This window comes from Streptomyces endocoffeicus (genome assembly GCF_016741935.1).
Classification (GTDB): Bacteria; Actinomycetota; Actinomycetes; order Streptomycetales; family Streptomycetaceae; genus Streptomyces; species Streptomyces endocoffeicus.
Genome location: NZ_JAERRG010000010.1, coordinates 15,759 through 36,241, shown reverse-complemented (window position 1 = coordinate 36,241; position 20,483 = coordinate 15,759). Strand labels below are relative to the sequence as shown.

16 protein-coding genes are annotated in these 20,483 nt (G+C 70.7%); 1 reads left to right on the top strand and 15 read right to left on the bottom strand.

What is annotated here, in order from left to right; translation table 11 throughout:
- The first annotated feature begins 218 nt into the window (after window positions 1–218).
- Entirely contained in the window at window positions 219–3,356 is a 3,138-nt protein-coding gene (gene ileS, locus JK364_RS24500; protein WP_201853350.1) for an isoleucine--tRNA ligase, read from the top strand.
- A 345-nt stretch (window positions 3,357–3,701) separates the two neighbouring features.
- Here the strand turns inward: ileS and JK364_RS24495 are convergent, their stop codons facing one another.
- The 15 genes from JK364_RS24495 to JK364_RS24425 form a co-directional block, all read right to left on the bottom strand.
- A complete protein-coding gene (locus JK364_RS24495; RefSeq protein WP_201853349.1) occupies window positions 3,702–4,895 on the bottom strand; it encodes a DivIVA domain-containing protein in 1,194 nt (397 codons plus the stop codon).
- 49 nt (window positions 4,896–4,944) lie between these two features.
- The gene (locus JK364_RS24490; RefSeq protein WP_014060001.1) at window positions 4,945–5,241 is read right to left on the bottom strand and encodes a YggT family protein; all 297 of its coding nucleotides are present in this window, start codon (window positions 5,239–5,241) and stop codon (window positions 4,945–4,947) included.
- An 82-nt stretch (window positions 5,242–5,323) separates the two neighbouring features.
- Window positions 5,324–5,938, bottom strand: coding sequence for a cell division protein SepF (locus tag JK364_RS24485; protein ID WP_020872079.1), 615 nt, complete (start codon window positions 5,936–5,938; stop codon window positions 5,324–5,326).
- Between the two features lie 123 nt (window positions 5,939–6,061).
- Entirely contained in the window at window positions 6,062–6,781 is a 720-nt protein-coding gene (locus tag JK364_RS24480; protein ID WP_201853348.1) for a YggS family pyridoxal phosphate-dependent enzyme, read from the bottom strand.
- Between the two features lie 5 nt (window positions 6,782–6,786).
- Window positions 6,787–7,527, bottom strand: a complete 741-nt coding sequence (pgeF, locus tag JK364_RS24475) for a peptidoglycan editing factor PgeF (protein ID WP_201853347.1) — start codon at window positions 7,525–7,527, stop codon at window positions 6,787–6,789.
- 43 nt (window positions 7,528–7,570) lie between these two features.
- The gene (ftsZ, locus tag JK364_RS24470) at window positions 7,571–8,815 is read right to left on the bottom strand and encodes a cell division protein FtsZ (RefSeq protein WP_201853346.1); all 1,245 of its coding nucleotides are present in this window, start codon (window positions 8,813–8,815) and stop codon (window positions 7,571–7,573) included.
- Window positions 8,816–9,092: 277 nt separating this feature from the next.
- Complete coding sequence (locus JK364_RS24465; RefSeq protein WP_201853345.1) at window positions 9,093–9,890, bottom strand: cell division protein FtsQ/DivIB; 798 nt, start codon at window positions 9,888–9,890, stop codon at window positions 9,093–9,095.
- A gap of 13 nt (window positions 9,891–9,903) precedes the next feature.
- Window positions 9,904–10,998, bottom strand: coding sequence for an undecaprenyldiphospho-muramoylpentapeptide beta-N-acetylglucosaminyltransferase (murG, locus tag JK364_RS24460; protein ID WP_201853344.1), 1,095 nt, complete (start codon window positions 10,996–10,998; stop codon window positions 9,904–9,906).
- A 6-nt stretch (window positions 10,999–11,004) separates the two neighbouring features.
- The gene (gene ftsW / locus JK364_RS24455) at window positions 11,005–12,456 is read right to left on the bottom strand and encodes a putative lipid II flippase FtsW (protein ID WP_201853343.1); all 1,452 of its coding nucleotides are present in this window, start codon (window positions 12,454–12,456) and stop codon (window positions 11,005–11,007) included.
- Between the two features lie 54 nt (window positions 12,457–12,510).
- Window positions 12,511–13,974 (bottom strand): UDP-N-acetylmuramoyl-L-alanine--D-glutamate ligase, encoded by a 1,464-nt coding sequence (gene murD, locus JK364_RS24450; protein ID WP_307841377.1) that lies wholly within the window; start codon window positions 13,972–13,974, stop codon window positions 12,511–12,513.
- The gene (gene mraY, locus JK364_RS24445) at window positions 13,959–15,026 is read right to left on the bottom strand and encodes a phospho-N-acetylmuramoyl-pentapeptide-transferase (protein ID WP_201853342.1); all 1,068 of its coding nucleotides are present in this window, start codon (window positions 15,024–15,026) and stop codon (window positions 13,959–13,961) included. The genes murD and mraY overlap by 16 nt, the downstream gene beginning before the upstream one ends.
- The gene (locus tag JK364_RS24440) at window positions 15,023–16,462 is read right to left on the bottom strand and encodes a UDP-N-acetylmuramoyl-tripeptide--D-alanyl-D-alanine ligase (protein WP_201853341.1); all 1,440 of its coding nucleotides are present in this window, start codon (window positions 16,460–16,462) and stop codon (window positions 15,023–15,025) included. Before JK364_RS24440 ends, mraY begins: the two co-directional genes overlap by 4 nt.
- A 62-nt stretch (window positions 16,463–16,524) precedes the next feature.
- Window positions 16,525–18,285 (bottom strand): UDP-N-acetylmuramoyl-L-alanyl-D-glutamate--2,6-diaminopimelate ligase, encoded by a 1,761-nt coding sequence (locus tag JK364_RS24435; protein ID WP_372461980.1) that lies wholly within the window; start codon window positions 18,283–18,285, stop codon window positions 16,525–16,527.
- Between the two features lie 12 nt (window positions 18,286–18,297).
- Window positions 18,298–20,286, bottom strand: a complete 1,989-nt coding sequence (locus tag JK364_RS24430; RefSeq protein ID WP_201853339.1) for a peptidoglycan D,D-transpeptidase FtsI family protein — start codon at window positions 20,284–20,286, stop codon at window positions 18,298–18,300.
- The gene (locus tag JK364_RS24425; RefSeq protein ID WP_201853338.1) at window positions 20,283–20,480 is read right to left on the bottom strand and encodes a hypothetical protein; all 198 of its coding nucleotides are present in this window, start codon (window positions 20,478–20,480) and stop codon (window positions 20,283–20,285) included. Before JK364_RS24425 ends, JK364_RS24430 begins: the two co-directional genes overlap by 4 nt.
- Between the last annotated feature and the right edge of the window lie 3 nt (window positions 20,481–20,483).

Genomic DNA, 20,483 nt, shown 5'->3' with positions numbered 1-20,483 from the left:
ACGGTGTGAGCCCGGGGGCGAGCGCGATGTGAAGGATCACCCCGGAGCCGCCGGAAGAACGCCCGCCCTGGGTCAGTAGAACCGGCATCGCGATCCCAATGAGGGGGCCGGGAGCCAGCCGCTGCCGGTCAAGGAGGGTGGTACCGCGGGAGCGCACGGCTCTCGTCCCTCCGACGGAAACGGAAGAGCACGTGTCCGCCGGAGGAAGAAGAGCCCCGATGACGCCGCAGTACCGCCAGGTGCCCGCCCAGGTCGACCTGCCCGCCCTCGAGCACGCCGTGCTCGACTTCTGGCGGGAGAACAAGATCTTCGCCCGTAGCCTCGAGCAGTCCGAGGGACGGCCCGAGTGGGTCTTCTACGAGGGCCCCCCGACCGCGAACGGCATGCCGGGCGCCCACCACATCGAGGCCCGCGTCTTCAAGGACGTCTTCCCCCGCTTCCGCACCATGCGGGGCTACCACGTCGACCGTAAGGCGGGCTGGGACTGCCACGGCCTGCCGGTCGAGCTGGCGGTCGAGAAGGAACTGGGCTTCAACGGTAAGAAGGACATCGAGGCGTACGGCATCGCCGAGTTCAACGCCAAGTGCCGGGAGTCCGTCACCCGGCACACCGACGCCTTCGCCGAGCTCACCACCCGGATGGGGTTCTGGACCGACCTCGACGGCGCGTACTGGACCATGAACCCCGGGTACATCGAGTCGGTGTGGTGGTCCCTCAAGGAGATCTTCGACAAGGGGCTGCTGGTCCAGGACCACCGCGTCGCCCCCTGGTGCCCGCGCTGCGGCACCGGGCTGTCCGACCACGAGCTGGCCCAGGGCTATGAGACGGTCGTCGACCCCTCCGTCTTCGTGCGCTTCCCGCTGACCTCCGGCCCGCTGGCGGGCGAGGCGGCGCTGCTGGTGTGGACGACCACGCCGTGGACCCTGGTCTCCAACACCGCCGTGGCCGCGCACCCGGAGGTGCCCTATGTGGTCGCCACCAACGGCGAGGAGAAGCTGGTCGTCGCCGAGCCGCTGGTCGAGAAGGCGCTCGGCGAGGGCTGGACGGTCACCGGCGAGTCCTTCACCGGGGCCGAGATGGAGCGCTGGAACTATCGGCGCCCCTTCGAGCTGGTGGAGATCCCGGACGCCCACTACGTCGTCAACGCCGACTACGTGACGACCGAGGACGGCACCGGTCTGGTCCACCAGTCCCCCGCCTTCGGTGAGGACGACCTGCTGACCTGCCGGGCCTACGGGCTGCCGGTGGTCAACCCGGTCCGCCCGGACGGCACCTTCGAGGAGGGCCTGGACCTGGTCGGCGGCCAGTTCTTCAAGAAGGCCGACGAGGCGCTGACGGCGGACCTCAAGGAGCGCGGGCTGCTGTTCCGGCATGTGCCGTACGAGCACAGCTACCCGCACTGCTGGCGCTGCCACACGGCGCTGCTCTACTACGCCCAGCCGTCCTGGTACATCCGCACCACAGCGATCAAGGACGCGCTGCTGCGGGAGAACGAGAAGACCAACTGGTATCCCGAGTCGGTCAAGACCGGTCGCTATGGCGACTGGCTCAATAACAACATCGACTGGGCGCTGTCGCGGAATCGCTACTGGGGCACCCCGCTGCCCATCTGGCGCTGTGCCGAGTCCCATCTCACCTGCGTCGGTTCCCTTGCCGAGCTCTCCGAGCTGACCGGCACCGACCAGAGCGGTCTGGACCCGCACCGGCCGTACATCGACGCGGTCACCTTCACCTGCACCGCCGACGGCTGCTCGCTGACGGCCGAGCGGGTGCCCGAGGTCATCGACGCCTGGTACGACTCGGGCTCGATGCCGTTCGCGCAGTACGGCTACCCGTACCGCAACAAGGAGCTCTTCGAGCGGCGCTACCCGGCGCAGTTCATCTCCGAGGCCATCGACCAGACCCGGGGCTGGTTCTACACGCTGATGGCGATCGGCACGCTCGTCTTCGATAAGTCCTCGTACGAGAACGTGGTCTGCCTCGGTCACATCCTGGCCGAGGACGGCCGGAAGATGTCCAAGCACCTGGGCAACATCCTTCAGCCCATCCCGCTGATGGATCAGCACGGCGCGGACGCGGTGCGCTGGTTCATGGCCGCGGGCGGCTCGCCGTGGGCGGCCCGCCGGGTGGGCCACGGCACCATCCAGGAGGTCGTGCGCAAGACGCTGCTCACCTACTGGAACACGGTGGCCTTCCAGGCGCTGTACGCCCGCACCTCGGGCTGGGCGCCGTCCGCGGCCGACCCGGCCCCGGCCGAGCGGCCGCTGCTGGACCGCTGGCTGCTGGGCGAGCTGGGCACGCTCACCGAGCAGGTCACCGAGTCCCTGGAGGCGTACGACACCCAGCGCGCCGGAAAGCTGCTGTCGGCCTTCGTCGACGACCTGTCCAACTGGTACGTGCGCCGCTCCCGCCGCCGCTTCTGGCAGGGCGACGCCGCCGCGATGCGCACCCTGCATGACGTCATCGAGACGGTCACCCGGCTGATGGCGCCCCTGGTGCCCTTCATCACCGAGCGGGTCTGGCAGGACCTGGTCGTCCCGGTGAGCCCGGAGGCCCCGGCCTCCGTGCACCTGACCACCTGGCCGGAGCCCGACCGGACGATGATCGACCCGGCCCTCTCGGAGCGGATGGCGCTCGTGCGGCGCCTGGTGGAGCTGGGGCGCGCGACCCGTGCGGAGTCCGGTGTGAAGACGCGCCAGCCGCTGTCGCGCGCGCTGGTCGCCGCCGCCGGCTTCGAAGCCCTCGGCGCCGAACTGCGCGCCCAGATCGAGGAGGAGCTGAACGTCTCCTCGCTCGCGTCGCTGAGCGAGGTCGGCGGCTCGCTGGTCGACACCACCGCGAAGGCCAACTTCCGCGCCCTGGGCAAGCGCTTCGGCAAGGGCACCCAGCCGGTCGCCAAGGCGATCGCGGAGGCCGACGCGGCCGCGCTGTCGGTCGCGCTGCGCGAGGGAAACGCGTCGGTCGTGGTGGCCGGCGAGACGGTCGCCCTCTCCCCCGACGAGGTCATCATCACCGAGACCCCGCGCGAGGGCTGGTCGGTCGCCTCCGACGCGGGCGCCACGGTCGCCCTCGATCTGGAGATCACCCCGGAGCTGCGGCGCGCGGGTCTCGCCCGGGACGCGATCCGGCTGATCCAGGAGGCCCGTAAGAACAGCGGGCTGGATGTGGCCGACCGGATCGCGCTGCGGTGGCAGTCGGCCGACGAAGAGCTCCGTCAGGCCCTTGGCGACCACGCCGAGCTGATCGCGGACGAGGTCCTCGCGACCGACTTCGCGGCGGGCGACGGGGAAGAGGGCTACGGCGACGAATTCACCGACACCCCCCTGGGCCTGACCTTCCGCCTCCGCAAGGCGTAAGCCCCGACCGGGGGTTCGTTCCCCACCCCGCCCCTTCCCGAACCGGGGCTCCGCCCCGGACCCCGGTCCTCAATCGCCGGACGGGCTGGATAGCCGCAACCCGGGGCGCGGCATCGGGATCCTGGATAGGGACGCCGGACGGGCTGAATTTCAGCCCGTCCGGCGATTGAGGACACGCCCGAAGGGCGTCCGGGGTCAGGGGCGGAACCCCTGGTTCGGGAAGGGGCGGGTAGGGGAAAGCCCCCAGGCACCCCGCCCGCACGGCAAAGGGCCGGGCCCGGAAGCTCATCGCTCCCGGGCCCGGCCCTTGTGATTGCCGAACGCTCCGCGCTTACGCGCCCCGCGTCAGTTGTCGTCCTCGTCGATGAGGAAGCCCCGCATCGGGCTGGGCGCCTGCTGCATCGGCTGCGGACTCTGCGGCCGCACCGGTGCCATCGGCTGGGTCATCGCGGGAGACATCTGCTGCTGGCCACCGTAGGACGGCGCGCCGCCGTTCTGGTTGTGGCCGCCCATGGACTGGTTGCCGCCCATCGTGTGGCCACCCATCGTGCCGGCGCCGGCCGAGGCCATGGAGCCGCTCATCGAGGGGGACGGCGGCAGCGAGGCGGCGGCCGGGGTGCGCGGCGGGGCGAGCGAGTCGTCGGCCTGGTTCTCCAGCTGGCGCAGCTGGCTCTCCAGGTACGACTTCAGCCGCGTGCGGTACTCGCGCTCGAAGCCGCGCAGGTCCTCGACCTTGCGCTCGAGCGTGGCACGAGCGGACTCCAGGGAGCCCATCGCGACACGGTGCTTCTCCTGCGCGTCCCGCTCCAGCGCGTCGGCCTTGGCGCGGGCGTCCCGCTCCAGGCCCTCGGCGCGGCTACGGGCCTCGCCGACGATCTTGTTGGCCTCGGAACGGGCCTCCGCGATCGCCTGGTCGGCGGTCTGCTGCGCGAGCGAGAGCACGCGCGCGGCGCTGTCGCCGCCCGGGCCCTGCCCCGGCTGCGGCAGCTGCGGGCCACCGGGGCCGCCAGGACCGCCGGGGCCACCCGGGCCACCGGGACCGCCCATCGGGCCACCCATGGGGCCGCCGGGACCCATGGGTCCACCCTGCTGCATCGGACCGGGGCCACCCTGCTGCATCGGGCCGGGACCGCCCTGCTGCATCGGACCGGGGCCACCTTGCTGCATCGGACCGGGGCCGTTCTGGCCCATCGGGCCGGCCGGCAGCTGCGGGGCTCCGCCCGGGAGTTGGGGCGGGCCACCCATCTGCTGCTGGCCGGGGGGCACCGGCTGCGGCGGTCCAGATATGGCGGCGGGCACAGGTGCCCCTGGCCGCTCCTGCTGTTCGGGAGGCTTGCGCATGCCTTGTTGCTGGCTCTGGGCGGCGGCACGCGTCGCGGCTGCCAGCTTGGCGCGCAGGTCCTCGTTCTCCCGCAACAGCCGGGTCAGTTCGGCTTCGACCTCGTCGAGGAAGGCATCGACCTCGTCCTCGTCATAGCCTTCTCGGAGGCGGACGGTCGTGAACTGCTTGTTCCGCACGTCCTCGGGGGTCAACGGCATCTCTACTTCACCTCAACGTAGTCGTCGGCAATCGGCAAGACCGTATCGTTCACACCCTGCTCGCAAAATTGCTCACGACGGTGATCAGGATCCAGACGATGATCATCAGCACGAAGAAGGACAGGTCGAGCGCCACACCCCCGAGACGCAACGGCGGAATGAACCGCCGGAGCAGCTTGAGTGGCGGATCGGTCACAGTGTAGGTGGCCTCGAGGATGACCACCATCGCCCTACCGGGTTGCCACGAGCGCGCGAACTGGAAGACGTAGTCCATCACGAGCCTGAAGATCAGCACGATCAGGTAGCAGTAGAGCGCGATGTAGATCACCTGTAGTGCGATGCCCATCCCGCGCGTCCCTCTCCCCTGGTTCGTACTCGGCCTTTCGGCCTCGGATGACTCGGTGTTGCCGGTTTGCCGTTTTTGCGTCTCAGCTCTGGTTGAAGAACCCGCCCTCTGCGATACGGGCCTTGTCCTCCGCCGTGACATCGACGTTAGCAGGAGACAACAGGAACACCTTCTGCGTCACCCGCTCAATGCTCCCATGGAGACCGAACACCAGACCGGCCGCAAAGTCGACAAGTCGCTTCGCATCCGTGTCGTCCATCTCCGTCAGATTCATGATCACGGGAGTGCCCTCACGGAAGTGTTCCCCGATAGTACGGGCCTCGTTGTAGGTCCGGGGGTGCAGTGTGGTGATGCGGTACGGCTCCCGCTCGGACACGACCTTGGGCATGATCACTGGCGCGTTCTTCTCCAAGTTCTGACGTTCAGGTGTGATGGACGCCACGGGGGCAATTCGCGCGGGTCGCCCGGTTTCCACCGCAAGTGGAGCCGGTTCGCGTTGTGCGGGAGGGTGGACGACTCGCACAGATTCGCCCCTTTCCGGCCGCGGTTCGGTCTCCACCACCTGATGCCGCCGACGGTCCCGCTCGGGCTCCGGCTCGGGCTCGAACTCGTCGTCGGGGTCGAATCCCCGGCCGTCGTACCCATCGTCCTCCACGAGGCCGAGGTAGACCGCCATCTTGCGCATCGCGCCGGCCATTTTCTGCGTCCTCCGCTCTGTGGTGGATCGGCTCCGCCACCGGATGCCATGGATCCACGTGGCCCGCCCGCCTTTTGACGGGAATGACCATATTTTCTGCTGTGGTCCGACTTCTTCGCGACGTTACCGGAGCCTGGGTCGGACTCCGAGTACCGCAGTGCCGACGCGCACATGTGTCGCCCCCGCCGCCACCGCTTCCTCCAGGTCCGAGCTCATCCCCGCCGAGACCATGTTCGCAGCCGGATGGGCCACGCGCAGGCGGGATGAGATTTCCGTCAGCCGGTCGAACGCCGCCCGCGGCCGCCCCTCGTAGGGACCCGTCAGCGGGGCGACGGTCATCAGACCGTCGAGCCGGAGCCCTTCGGCCTCGGCCACGGACTCGGCGAGCCGTTCCACTCCGTCCGGTCCCACTCCTCCGCGTTCTCCCCGGTCACCGGAGTCCACGTCGAGCGCGACCTGAATCAGGACACCCAGCTCCCGCGCGGCCCCCACAGCCGCACGGGAGAGCGCGTCGACCAATCGCTTGCGATCGACAGATTGCACCACATCGGCATAACTCGATACGGAACGCACCTTATTGGTCTGCAATTGCCCGACAAAGTGCCAGATCAATGGCAGATCCGCGCATTCCGCGGCTTTGGGGGCGGCCTCCTGGTCGCGGTTCTCGGCGACATGCCGTACGCCGAGTTCCGCGAGCAAACGGACATCGCTCGCCGGATAGGTCTTGGTGACCACGATCAGGGTCACCTCTTCGCGCTTGCGGCCGGCCCCGGCGCAGGCGGCAGAGATACGTTCCTCCACCCGGGCCAGATTCGCGGCCAGTTCCGCCTTGCGATCCGTCACAGCTCTCAGCCGCCCAACCAGACATAGCTCGCGAGCCGCCCGGTGGTGCGCTCGCGCCGGTACGAGAAGTGGTCCGCCGACTCCAGGGTGCAGATGTGAGATTTTCCATCCATCTCGTCCATCCGCACACCCGCGCGTGCCAGTTGGGCCCGCACACCGGCCGCCACATCCACGGCGGGGGTACCCCAGCTGGTCTCGGCCCACGCCTCCGGCACCGTCTCGGCGACATCGGCGCGCATGTCCGCGGGGACCTCGTAGCAGCGGCCGCAGACCGCGGGACCGGTACGCGCGACGATCCGGGCGGGCTCGGCGCCCTGTTCGGTCATCGCCTTCACCACCGCCGGGACCACTCCGGCGACCAGTCCCGGCCGCCCCGCGTGGGCGGCGCCGACAACCCCGGCCACCGGATCGGCCAGCAGCACCGGGGTGCAGTCGGCGGTGAGGACGGCCAGGGCGAGGCCCCGACGCCGCGTCACCACCGCGTCCACCGCCGGGATCTCGCCGTCCGACCACGGTCCGTCGACCACCGCGACGTCCCGGCCGTGCACCTGGTTCATCCAGACGACCGCCGCCGGGTCCAGGCCCATCGCCTTGGCGGCCAGCTCACGGTTGGTCCGTACGGCCTGGGGGTCGTCGCCGACCGCCCCGCCGAGATTGAGCTCCTCATACGGAGCGGCGCTCACCCCGCCCCACCGGTCGGTGAAGGCGAAGTGCGCGCCGCTCGCGTCGTGCTGTTGCGCTATCACGTCTGGTTCACTTCAAAGTCGCCGTCGAGCCATACCGGACGGCTCACTTCAGGAAGTCCGGGACGTCCAGCTCCTCGGCCTGGCTGTCCTGGTAGGGGCGAGCCGGCGGGACCTGGGGGTGCGGGGTGGGCACCGGGGGCGGCGGCACCTCGGCGACCGGGGCGGGGTCCGCCGGGGCGGGCTCGTCCTCGCGCGGGGTGACGCTGCCGAGCCCGCCGAAGGACGGGCGGCTGCCGCTGTCCTGGCCGGCCGGGCGGTTCGAGGAGCTGCCGGATCCCTCTTCACGGCTGCCACCGCTGTAGGAGGAGCCGAGCACCTTGTCGCGGTTCTTCGCGGGCGGCTGACCGCCGTCGAAGCCCGCCGCGATCACGGTGACCCGGACCTCGTCGCCGAGCGCGTCGTCGATCACCGCGCCGAAGATGATGTTGGCCTCGGGGTGGGCGGCCTCGCTCACCAGCTGAGCGGCCTCGTTGATCTCGAACAGCCCGAGGTCCGAGCCGCCGGAGATGGAGAGCAGCACGCCCCGGGCGCCGTCGATGGACGCCTCCAGCAGCGGCGAGGAGATCGCCATCTCGGCCGCGGCCACCGCGCGGTCGTCACCGCGGGCCGAGCCGATGCCCATGAGCGCCGATCCGGCCTCCGACATCACGGACTTGACGTCCGCGAAGTCGAGGTTGATCAGACCCGGGGTGGTGATCAGGTCGGTGATGCCCTGAACACCCGACAGCAGCACCTGGTCGGCCGACTTGAACGCGTCGAGCACGCTCACCTGACGGTCCGAAATGGACAGCAGCCGGTCGTTCGGGATCACGATGAGGGTGTCGACCTCGTCCCGGAGACCCGCGATGCCGTCCTCCGCCTGATTGGCGCGGCGGCGGCCCTCGAAAGTGAACGGCCGGGTGACCACACCGATCGTCAGTGCGCCCAGCGAGCGGGCGATGTTCGCGACCACCGGGGCACCGCCGGTGCCCGTGCCGCCGCCCTCACCCGCCGTCACGAAGACCATGTCGGCCCCCTTGAGGACCTCCTCGATCTCCTCGCGGTGGTCCTCGGCGGCCTTACGGCCGACGTCGGGGTTGGCGCCGGCTCCCAGGCCCCGGGTGAGCTCGCGACCGACGTCCAGCTTGACGTCCGCGTCACTCATCAGCAGGGCCTGCGCATCGGTGTTGATCGCGATGAACTCGACGCCCTTGAGCCCGACCTCGATCATCCGGTTGATGGCATTCACGCCACCGCCGCCGATGCCGACGACCTTGATGACTGCGAGGTAGTTCTGCGGTGCTGCCACGTCGAAGGCCTCTCGCCTCGAGTTACGTGTCGCCACCCCGCTGTTGCCGCGGTGCGCCGACTGATGCCGAATGGGACGGTTCCGATTGCCGACCCCAACCCTAACGCTGAAGTTTAGGGTTACCAGTGCCTCTGTTTCCCGGACTCTTCGGAACAGGACACTAAGTCGACAAGTGTCGCGCGTTCAATGAACACGCCGAACCTCCCGCTTTTCTTTTCACCCTATGTGATCACCCAGCGGGCTAGCCAACCAGGGTGCTGGCCTGCCGCTATCCACGTCAACTGCGAGACACCGCGGGGGCACTCGGCGCTTGGACATCGAAGTGGTCGGCGTCCGGCCGCGCTTTCATCAGGGCGGTGAGCGCCTTCGCCTTCGCCTCGCCGCGCTCTCCGCTCCCCCAGGCGATGGTACGTCCCCCGGTCAGCTCCAGGGTGATCGAATCGTACGAGCGGACCCGGAGGGAACGGGTGTCCTGGCGGACCTTCTCGGGGAGTTGGGTGACCACCCGGACCGCCTCGCGGCGCAGTCCAGTGGGGCCGAAATGGCGCGAACTCGGCGACCGATCCGGCTCCATTTCCAGCAGCGGAACCCCCTTCCGACGCTCGCTCAGCGTGGAGAACCGGACTCCTGTGGCGTCCACTTCGTGGAACTTCCCGCCCTCTTCGACAATGGCTTCGGGCCTGCGTTCCGTCACCACCAGACTGATGGTGTGCGGCCACGACCGGGATACGTCCACTTTCGCAATCCGCTTCAGCCGCTCGCGTACCCGATGTTCGATCGCTCCCGTGTCCACCGCCACCAGCGGGGTGTTCAGGGATACATCGGCGGCGTCGCGCACCTCGTCGGCGGTGAGGACGGTGGTGCCGGCGACCCGCACCCGCTCGGCCCGCAGCCAGCTCGAGCCGTAGAGCAGCCAGACGGCCCCGGCGCCGAGCAGGGTCACCGCCACCGCCGTCACCAGCAGGGTGCGGCGGCCGGGCGGCCGGAGCCCCCGACGGACCCGGAGGAGGCGTGGGGGCGGGCCGGACCGAGTCGTCCCTCGTGCGCCGCGCTCGGCGGTCGACGGTCCGGCCACGCTCCCTGCCTCCTCACGCCTGGCGGCGTGCGCTGATCGCCTCGTACACCATGCCGACCAGCAGCTCGTCGGCGTCCCTGCGGCCGAATTCGGCGGCGCGCCGGGACATCTCGTACAGCCGGTGCGGGTCGCCGAGCACCGGCAGCACATTGCCCTGCACCCACTCGGGGCTCAGCTCGGCGTCGTCGACCAGCAGCCCGCCGCCCGCCTTGACCAGCGGCTGGGCGTTGAGCCGCTGCTCACCGTTGCCGATCGGCAGCGGGACGTAGGCGGCGGGGAGCCCGACGGCGGACAGTTCGGCGACGGTCATCGCGCCCGCGCGGCAGAGCATCATGTCGGCCGCGGCGTACGCGAGGTCCATCCGGTCCACATACGGTACCGGGATATAGGGCGGCATTCCCGGCATGTTGTCCACATGCGGCATTTCGTTTTTCGGTCCGACCGCGTGGAGCACCTGGATCCCGGCGCGCTGGAGGTACGGCGCCACCGTCTGGACCACCTCGTTCAACCGCCGCGCGCCCTGCGAGCCGCCGGAGACCAGCAGCGTCGGCAGGTTCTGGTCGAGCCCGAAGGCCGCGCGGGCCTCGGGGCGGACCGCGGCCCGGTCGAGGGTGGCGATGGAGCGGCGCAGCGGGATGCCCACATAGCGGGAGTTGCGGAGCTTGCTGTCCGGGGTGGAGACCGCGACGAAGTGGGCGTAGCGGGAGCCAATCTTGTTGGCGAGGCCGGGGCGGGCGTTGGCCTCGTGGACGACGATCGGCACGCCGCGCCGCTTGGCCGCCAGATAGCCGGGCAGGGCCACATAGCCGCCGAAGCCGACGACGCAGTCGGCCTTGGTGCGCTCCAGGATCTGCTCGGCGGCCTTGATGGTGCCCCGCAGCCGCCCGGGGACGGTGATCAGTTCAGGGGTGGGCTTGCGCGGCAGCGGTACGGCCGGGATGAGCCCGAGCTCATAGCCGCGCTCCGGTACGAGCCGGGTCTCGAGTCCTCGCTCCGTGCCGAGTGCCGTGATCCCCACGGTCGGGTCCTGCCTGCGCAGGGCGTCCGCGAGGGCGAGCGCGGGCTCGATGTGGCCGGCGGTCCCCCCACCGGCGAGTACGACATGCACCGAAATTCACCGCTCTCCGGACGGCCGCCTCTTGACGGGCCGTCTCATCGTCTTCCGTCTCACCCGAGCCAGCTTCTTCCGCAAAGCAGGCTGCCGCATGGCCAGCGCCGCCCGCGCACCGGGCTCTGCCCGGGCGAAGGCGATCAGCAGGCCGACGGCGAACATGGTCGGCAGCAGGGCGGACCCTCCGTAGGAGAACAGCGGGAGCGGAACACCAGCGATCGGCAGCAGACCCAGCACCGCACCGATGTTGACCACGGCCTGGGCCGTGATCCAGGTGGTCACACCTCCCGCGGCGTACCTCACGAAGGGGTCCTCCGTGCGTCCGGCCACGCGGATACCCGCATAGCCTAGAGCCGCGAAGAGAACGAGAACCGACAGCGTCCCCGCCAGACCGAGTTCCTCCCCGGTAATGGCGAAGATGAAGTCAGTATGCGGTTCGGGCAGTTCGCCCCATTTCTCCATACTTGCCCCGAGTCCTGAGCCGAACCATCCGCCGTTGGCGAGCGCGTAGATCCCGTGCACCGCCTGCCAGCACTGATCGTTGGCACCCGGCTCGGTGGCGCCGATGCAGGCGAGCCGGGACATCCGGTTGGCGCTGGTCTTGATGAGCAGCAGGCCGATGACCCCGGCGAAGGCGAGGACGCCCGCGAAGAGCCGGGTGGGGGCGCCGGCCAGCCACAGCAGGCCGAAAAGGATCGCCGTGAGAATGATCGCGGTGCCCATGTCCCCGCCCAGCATGATCAGGCCGAGCAGCATGCCGGTCGCGGGCACCAGCGGGACCAGCAGGTGCTTCCACTGGGCCAGCAGCCGCTTGTCCTGTTTGCGGGCGAGAAGATCGGCGCCCCACAGAACCAGCGCGAGCTTGCCGAACTCACTGGGCTGGAGCAGGAAGGGACCGCCGAAGGAGATCCAGTTCTGGTTGCCGTTGACCGCGATGCCCATGCCCGGGACCTGCACCAGACACATCAGGAAGACCGAGACCGCGAGCAGCGGATAGGCGAAGGCGCGGTGCAGTTTGATGGGCATCCGCACGGCGAGCAGCATCAGCGCGCCGCCGAGCGCGGCGGCGAAGAGCTGTTTGCGGAAGAAGTACGACGGTGAGAGCCCGGACTGCAGCGCCTTGATCTGGGAGGCGGAGTAGACCATGACCAGCCCGAGCACCAGGATCAGCAGCGAGCCGCCGAGCAGCAGGTAGTACGCGGTCAGCGGCCGGTCCCAGGCCCGCCTGACACGCTGCTGAAGCCCGCGCAGGGCGTCCAGCACGTTCACCCTCGGCGGGCGGCGCGGAGGCCGGGAGGCGCCCGCCGTGGAGCGCGGGCGGGCCGGTGACGCCGCCCGGCCCTTGCCCCGTACGGCCTCCCGCAGCCGCGGGGCGCCGCCCGAGCGCGGCACCTGGCGGCCGGTGCCGGGGCGGGCCGTCCGGGAGCGCGGGGCGGCGGGCTGGTCGGGCGTCATGTCGTATCCCCTCCGGTTTCCCCGCGCGGGCGGTCCTCGCGGGGGACCGGCGGGCTACTGGTCGTCCGGGACCCGGCCGGAGGCCAGGTCATGAACCGCCGCGGCGAAGGCGTCGCCCCGCTCGTTGTAGTTGGTGAACATGTCCATCGAGGCACAGGCCGGGGCCATCAGGACGGTATCGCCCGGCCGGGCGAGCCGCGCCGCTTCGCGCACAGCCGCAGCCATCGCCCCAGTGTCGGTCCGGTCGAGGTCCACGACCGGGACATCCGCTGCGTGTCGCGTGAGCGCTTCCCGGATCAGGGCGCGGTCGGCGCCGATCAGCACCACGCCGCGCAGCCGCTTGGCCGCCGTAAGGACGAGCTCGTCGAAGGTGGCCCCCTTGGCGAGGCCGCCCGCGATCCACACGATGTGCTCATAGGCGCCCAACGACGCCTCCGCGGCATGGGTGTTGGTCGCCTTGGAGTCGTCGACGTAGGCCACGCCGTCGACGTCCGCCACGTGCTCCACCCGGTGCGGGTCGGGCCGGAAGGCGCGCAGGCCGTCCCGTACGGCCGTCGGCGGGACGCCGTAGGCGCGGGCCAGGGCGGCCGCCGCGAGGGCGTTGGCGATGTTGTGCGGGGCCGGCGGGTTCACGTCGGAGACCTCGGCGAGCTCCTGCGCCTGCTTCTGCCGGTCCGCCACGAAGGCCCGGTCGACGAGGATGTCCTCCACGACGCCGAACTGGGAGGGACCGGGGGTGCCGAGGGTGAAGCCGATCGCCCGGCAGCCCTCCTCGACGTCGGCCGCGCGCACCAGGTCCTCGGTGGCGGGGTCGGCCACGTTGTAGACGCAGGCCACCTGGTTGCCCTCGTAGATCCGGCCCTTGTCGGCCGCGTAGGCCGCCATGGAGCCGTGCCAGTCGAGGTGGTCGGGGGCGAGGTTGAGCACCGCCCCGGAGTGGGCGCGCAGCGAGGGCGCCCAGTGCAGCTGGTAGCTGGAGAGCTCGACGGCCAGCACGTCGTACGGCTCGTCGCCCAGCACGATGTCCAGGAGCGAGACGCCGATGTTGCCGACGGCCGCCGTGCGCAGCCCGGCCGCTTCCAGGATGGCCGCCAGCATCCTTACGGTGGTCGTCTTGCCGTTGGTGCCGGTGACCGCGAGCCAGGGCGGGGCGTCCTTCCCGCGGAGCCGCCACGCCAGCTCGACATCGCCCCAGATGGGCACGCCCGCCTCGGCGGCGGCCAGGAAGAGCGGGCTGGTGGGCTTCCAGCCGGGGGTGGTCACGATCAGCTCGGTGCCGTCGGGAAGCGTCTCGCCGTCGCCGAGGCGGACCGTGATGCCCAGCGGCTCCAGCTCGGCCGCCTGGGCGCGCTGCGCTTCGCCGTCGCTGCCGTTGACCACGGTCACCGAGGCCCCGAGGCCCCGCAGCGCACGCGCTGCGGGGACCCCGGAGACGCCGAGTCCGGCGACGGTGACCTGCCGTCCGGCGAGGTCGGACACGTCGGGGGAAGCGGCGCCGGACGTCACGAGGCTCGCCACCCCGCGTAGAAGAGGCCGAGGCCGACGATCACGCACATGCCCTGGATGATCCAGAACCGGACCACCACAAGGACTTCGCTCCACCCCTTGAGTTCGAAGTGGTGCTGGAGCGGTGCCATCCGGAAGACCCGTCGCCCGGTCGTCCGGAAGGAGCCGACCTGGATGACCACGGACATGGTGATCAGGACGAACAGACCGCCGAGGAGGGCCAGCAGCAGCTCCGTACGGGAGCAGATGGCGAGGCCGGCGAGCGCGCCGCCGAGCGCGAGCGAACCGGTGTCCCCCATGAAGATCTTGGCGGGTGAGGTGTTCCACCACAGGAAGCCGAAGCAGGCGCCCATCAGGGCGGAGGCGACGACGGCCAGATCGAGCGGGTCGCGGACCTCGAAACAGGACGCCGGATTGGTGAGGGTCTGCGCGTTGGCGCAGGACTCCTGGTACTGCCAGACGCCGATGAAGGTGTAGGCGCCGAAGACCATGACGGAGGCGCCGGTGGCCAGACCGTCGAGACCGTCGGTGAGGTTCACGCCGTTCGACATCGCCAGGATCATGAACAGCGCCCAGATCGCGAAGATCACCGGGCCGAAGGACCAGCCGAAGTCCTGGACGAAGGAGAGCCGGTCGGAGGCGGGGGTCTGCTGGCGCGCGTCGGCGAAGTTCAGTGCGAGGATCGCGAAGGCGATACCGACGATCAGCTGCCCGGCCATCTTGGCCTTGGCCCGCAGACCCAGGCTGCGCTGCTTGACGATCTTGATGTAGTCGTCGAGGAAGCCGACCAGGCCCATGCCCGCGAACAGGAAGAGCACCAGCACGCCCGAGAAGGTCGGCTGGCTGCCCGTGATCACCTTCGTCAGGGCGTAGGCGATCAACGTGGCCAGGATGAAGGAGATACCGCCCATCGTGGGCGTGCCCTTCTTGCTGCCGTGCGTCCGCGGACCGTCGTCCCGGATGAACTGGCCATAGCCCTTGCGGGCCAGCAGCTTGATCAGCACCGGCGTGCCGATCAGGGTCAGAAAGAGCCCGATGGCTCCCGAGAAGAGAACCTGCCTCATGCCCATCGGCCGGAGACCTCACCCTCACCGTCGAGCAATGCCTGCGCAAGCCGCTCCAGGCCGACCGACCTGGATGCCTTCACCAACACGACGTCCCCCGGTCGCAGCTCGCTGCGCAGCAGATCGACCGCTGCCCGCACGTCGGACACGTGCACCGACTCCTCACCCCACGAACCCTCGTTCTTGGCGCCCATGTCCAGCCAGGCGGCCTCCTGGCCGCCGACCGCCACGAGCTTGCTGACGTTGAGCCGGACGGCCAGCCGCCCGACCGCGTCGTGCTCGGCCAGTGAATCCTCGCCCAGCTCGGCCATCGGGCCGAGCACCGCCCACGTGCGACGCCCCGGTGTGGCAGCGCCCATGGCGACCAGCGCGCGCAGCGCTGCTCGCATGGACTCGGGGTTCGCGTTGTAGGCGTCGTTGACGACCGTCACGCCGTCCGAGCGCTCGGTGACCTCCATCCGCCAGCGGGAGAGCTGCCCCGCCTCGGAGAGCGCCACGGCGATCTCGTCGACGGACATGCCCAACTCATGGGCGACGGCGGCCGCGGCGAGCGCGTTCGACACGTGGTGCTCACCGTACAGGCGCATGGTCACTTCGCCGCACCCGGTAGGGGTGTGAAGCGTGAAGGCGGGGCGCCCGCCGTCGGCGAGCCGGACATTCCCGGCGCGCACATCGGCGTCCTCGGCCTCGCCGAACAGGACGGTACGGGCCTTGGTGCGCGACGCCATGGCGCGCACCAAGGGGTCGTCGGCGTTGAGCACCGCCACCCCGCCCTCCGCTGCGGACGGCAGGGACTCCACGAGCTCGCCCTTGGCCTCGGCGATCTGCTCCCGGCCGCCGAACTCCCCGATATGGGCGGTGCCGACGTTGAGCACGAGTCCGATACGGGGCGGGGTGAGAGTGGCCAGATACCGGATGTGGCCCTTACCGCGGGCGCCCATCTCCAGCACCAGGTGCTGGGTGGCCTCGTCGGCGCTCATCGCGGTGAGCGGCAGGCCGATCTCGTTGTTGAGCGAGCCCGGCGTCCATACGGTGGGGCCGCGGCGCTGGAGCAGTTGGGCGATGAGGTCCTTGGTGCTCGTCTTGCCGGCGGAGCCGGTGAGGGCGACCACGGTGGTGCCCAGGCGCTCCACGACGGCGCGCGCGAGCGCTCCCATGGCGGCGATGACGTCGGGGACGACGATCGCCGGTACGGGGGCGTCCGGGGTGCCGACGGGACGGGCGGCCAGAACCGCCGCGGCGCCCGCCTCGACCGCGCCCCTGGCGAAGTCGTGGCCGTCCACGCGCTCCCCGGGGAGCGCGGCGAAGAGGCTGCCGGGCCGCACCTCACGGGAGTCGATCACGACGGGGCCCGTGACCTTCAGGTCCGGGTCCGGTATGTCGTGCGGCTGTCCACCGACTAGGCCGGCGATCTCGGTGAGGGACAGTGCGATCACTGATCACCTCCGGCCGTGCGGGAGAGCTGCCTGGAGGGGGCTGGTGCGCGCATGGCGGTCTGTCATCCCTGGTCGTCTAGGTGTTTGTCCCGGTGCTGTGGGCTCGCCTCGGGGCGCGTGGCATCGCGCCTGTGGGCTCGCTCACTGAGCTCGATGGCTTCGCGGAGTACCTGGCGGTCGTCGAAGGCCCGGATCACGCCCGCGATGTCCTGGCCCAGCTCGTGGCCCTTGCCCGCCACGATGACGGTGTCACCCGGCTCGGCGCGGGCCACGGCGGCCGCGATGGCGTTGGCCCGGTCCTCCTCGACCAGCACATCACCGCGCTCGTGGGCGGGCACCTCGGCGGCGCCCGCGAGCATGGCGGCGAGGATCGCGAGCGGATCCTCGGAGCGGGGGTTGTCGGAGGTGAGGACGGCCGTGTCGGAGTACCGGGCCACGGCGGCGCCCATGGGGCCGCGCTTGAGCCGGTCCCGGTCCCCGCCGCAGCCGAGGACGGCGTGCAGCTTGCCGTCGGTCACCTTACGGAGGGCACGCAGCACCGACTCCACGGCGTCGGTCTTGTGGGCGTAGTCGACGACCGCGAGGTAGGGCTGGCCCACGTCCACCCGCTCCAGCCGGCCCGGTACACCGGGGACGGCGGCGACGCCGTCGGCGGCCGTCTGCGGGTCGATCCCGGCGACGGCGAGCGCGACGACGGCGGCGAGCGCGTTGGCCACGTTGAAGGGGCCCGGGAGGGGCGCGGCGGCCCGTACGGACTCACCGTTCGGGCCGACGGCGGTGAAGGTCGAGCCGAGCGGGCCGACCTCGACGTCCGCGGCGCGCCAGTGGGCGTCGGGGTGACCCTCGGCGGAGAAGGTGGTGACGGGCACCTCGGACTGCTCGATGAGGCGGCGGCCGTACTCGTCGTCGTAGTTGATCACTCCGAGGCGGCTGCGGGCCTTGGTGAACAGCTGGGCCTTGGCCTGGAAGTAGTCCTCCATGCCGGAGTGGAACTCCATGTGCTCCGGGCTGAGGTTGTTGAAGACCGCGACGTCGAAGACGCAGCCGTCGACGCGGCCGAGGACCAGGGCGTGGCTGGAGACCTCCATGACGACCGAGCGGACCTCGCGCTCGCGCATCACCGCGAACAGGGCCTGAAGGTCGGTGGCCTCGGGGGTGGTGCGCTCGGACTTGATGCGCTCGTCGCCGATCCGCATCTCCACGGTGCCGATGAGACCCGTAAGGCCGCCGTCGTGCTTCGCGGCGGCCTTGAGGCCGCCCTCGATGAGATACGCGGTCGTGGTCTTGCCGGAGGTACCGGTGATGCCGATCTGGAGCAGGTCGTGGCCCGGCTCGCCGTAGATCGTGGCGGCCAGCGCGCCCATCCGGCCGCGCGGGTTGTCCACCGCGAGGACCGGCAGGCCGGTGGCGGCGGCGCGCTCGGCACCGGCCGGGTCGGTCAGCACCGCGACCGCGCCGAGGTCGGCGGCCTGGGCGGCGAAGTCCGCGCCGTGGAGGCGGGCACCGGCCAGCGCGGCGTACACATCGCCGGGGCGCACGGCCCGCGAGTCATGGGTGATCCCGGTGACCGCGGCCCCTTCCGAGGCTTCGGGGGCTTCGACGCCCAGCTGATCCGCCAGCTCCGCCAGCGGGATCGGGCGGACCTGGAGAGGACGGGGCGCTCCCGGGTATTCCACAGAAACGTCCTTCTGAGGGGTTTCGGACTGATCAGCGTGGGGCACGGCGGTGAGCGTACCCGGGACACCCGCTCCCCCGCGAAATGAGGCGGCGGTGCGAGGCCGTACCGGACCGTGGTTCCCGGGGTCCGGCGTGATCGTCGTCACTGCTGAGTCCGCTCACTGGCCCGGGCTGTAGCTCACCGGGAGCCGTTTGGGCTGCTTCCCGGAGGGCGGGACCTGAAGGGCCTTGAGGCCGAACTCCATGACCTTCTTGTAGACCGGTCCGCAGACCTGCCCGCCGAAGTAGCTGCCCTTGGTCGGGTTCTGAACGGCACAGTAGACGGTCAGCCGAGGTTTGTCGGCCGGGGCGAAGCCGGCGAAGGACGCGGTGTAGCCGCGGTAGCGGCCGGTCTTGGGGTCCACCCGGTTGGAGGTGCCGGTCTTGCCCGCGACAAGATAGCCCGGGATCTTCGCCTTGGTGCCGGTGCCCTGCTCATCGTCGACGACCGACTCGAGCATCTCGGCGAGCGTCTTCGCGGTCTCCTTACTGACGACACGGGTCTTCTTGGGGGCGGGCGCGGCGGTGAAGTCGCCGCCGGGCCCCCTGGCGCCGCGGACGAGGGTGGGCGCGATGCGCTCGCCCCCGTTGGCGATGGTGGAGTACACCGAGGCCGCCTGGATGGCGTTGAGCGACAGCCCCTGGCCGAAGGGGATGGTGTACTGCTGGGAGGCGCTCCAGTCCTGCGGCTTGGCCAGGATGCCCGGGGTCTCACCGGGGAAGCCGAGCCCGGAGGGCTGGCCGATCCCGAACTTGCGCAGGTAGGAGTAGAGGATCTGGTTCTTCTGCCGCTTGGTCTTGGCCAGCTGCTCGGTGGCGAGGATCGTGCCGATGTTGCTGGACTTGGCGAGCACGCCGTTGAGCGTGAGGTACCAGGTCGAATGGTCGATGTCGTCGGCGAAGGCCCGGTCGGCGCGGGGCAGCCGGTTGGGGACCACCACATGGGTGTCCCAGCGCGCCACGCCCTCCTGGAGGACGGCGGCCATGGACATCAGCTTGCTGACGCTGCCGGGCTCGTAGGCGTCGGAGACCGCGGCGTTGCCCAGGGCGTCGGCGTCCGTAGTGGTGATGTCGTTGGGGTCGAAGCCGGGGGCGTTGGCCATGGCCAGGAGCTGCCCCGTGCGGGTGTCCTGGACGATGACGTAGCCGCGGTCGGCCCCGGACTTGCGCACCTGGTCGGCGATGGCGCTCTGGGCGGCCCACTGGATGTCCCGGTCGATGGTCAGCTCGTAGTCGCTGCCGGGGACCGCGGGCTGCTCCCTGACGTCGCCGGTGGGCACCTGGTGGCCGCCGGACTGGGCGTAGACGCGCTTGCCGTCCTTGCCCGCGAGCTTCTTGTTGAGCTGCTGCTCGAGCCCGGCGGAGCCGCGTCCGTCGGCGTCCACGAATCCCAGAATCCCGGCGGCGAGGTCCCCGTTCGGATAGACCCGCTTGCTGTGCGCCTCGCGGTTGACCCCGGCCAGGACATTGGTGCCCTTGCCCTTGGCCGCCGCGTCGTCCAGGGCGCTCTTCAGGTCCTTGATCTGGTTCCAGACCTGCGGGGACTGCTGCCGGGCGAGCACGACGTACTGCGACCTGGGGTTGTCGGTGAGCTTCTGCTCCAGGTCCGCCTGGTCCTTGCCGAGGATCGGCGCGAGCAGGGCCGCGGCCTGGCGGGGCGCGTCGTGGGTCCTGGCCGTCTTGGGCGTGAGGAGGTCGGGGGCGGCGGTGATGTCGTAGGCGTCCACCGTGGTCGCCAGGTCGACGCCGTCGCGGTCGGTGATGGAGCCGCGCTCGGCGGACAGTTTCACCGGGATGTAGCGGTTGATGTTGGCCTTGGCCGCGTAGGCGCTGGCGTCGACGGCCTGCACCTGCAGCAGCCGTACGACGAAGATCAGCATGACGAGGGTGAGGCCGAGGCTGATCAGCCGCAGCCGGGGGCGCGGGCTGCCCAGCCGCAGCTGCTGGGCAGCACCGGGGCGGGGGCGCGGGGCCGGACGGCCGGACGGTCCGCCCTGGCGCCGGCGCTCGTCGGGGCGCCGTCCTGAGTCCTGGCGGGGGCGGCGGTCGCCACGGGGTCCGGCCGGGCCGGGCACCCCGCGGCGGCGGGGGTCCTGGGGGGCGCTCACGCGAGGGCCGCCTTCGGGTCGGTGGCCGCCGCCGTCGGCTCAGTGGCCGCCTTCAGCTTGGCGACCGTCCTCGGCTCGATGGCCGTCCACCGGGCGCGGGCGGGCGTCCACCGGGCGCGGGCGGGCGTCCACCGGGCCCAGGTGGGCGTCCGCGCGGGCGGGCTGGGCTGGGCGCAGGCTGGGGATCGCGTCACCGT

Coding starts and splice junctions, on each gene's coding strand:
- JK364_RS24490 (WP_014060001.1), bottom strand. CDS start 5,241: ATGGGCATCGCACTACAGGTGATCTACATCGCGCTCTACTGCTACCTG.
- JK364_RS24495 (WP_201853349.1), bottom strand. CDS start 4,895: ATGCCGTTGACCCCCGAGGACGTGCGGAACAAGCAGTTCACGACCGTC.
- mraY (WP_201853342.1), bottom strand. CDS start 15,026: ATGAGGCAGGTTCTCTTCTCGGGAGCCATCGGGCTCTTTCTGACCCTG.
- JK364_RS24485 (WP_020872079.1), bottom strand. CDS start 5,938: ATGGCCGGCGCGATGCGCAAGATGGCGGTCTACCTCGGCCTCGTGGAG.
- ileS (WP_201853350.1), top strand. CDS start 219: ATGACGCCGCAGTACCGCCAGGTGCCCGCCCAGGTCGACCTGCCCGCC.
- ftsW (WP_201853343.1), bottom strand. CDS start 12,456: ATGACGCCCGACCAGCCCGCCGCCCCGCGCTCCCGGACGGCCCGCCCC.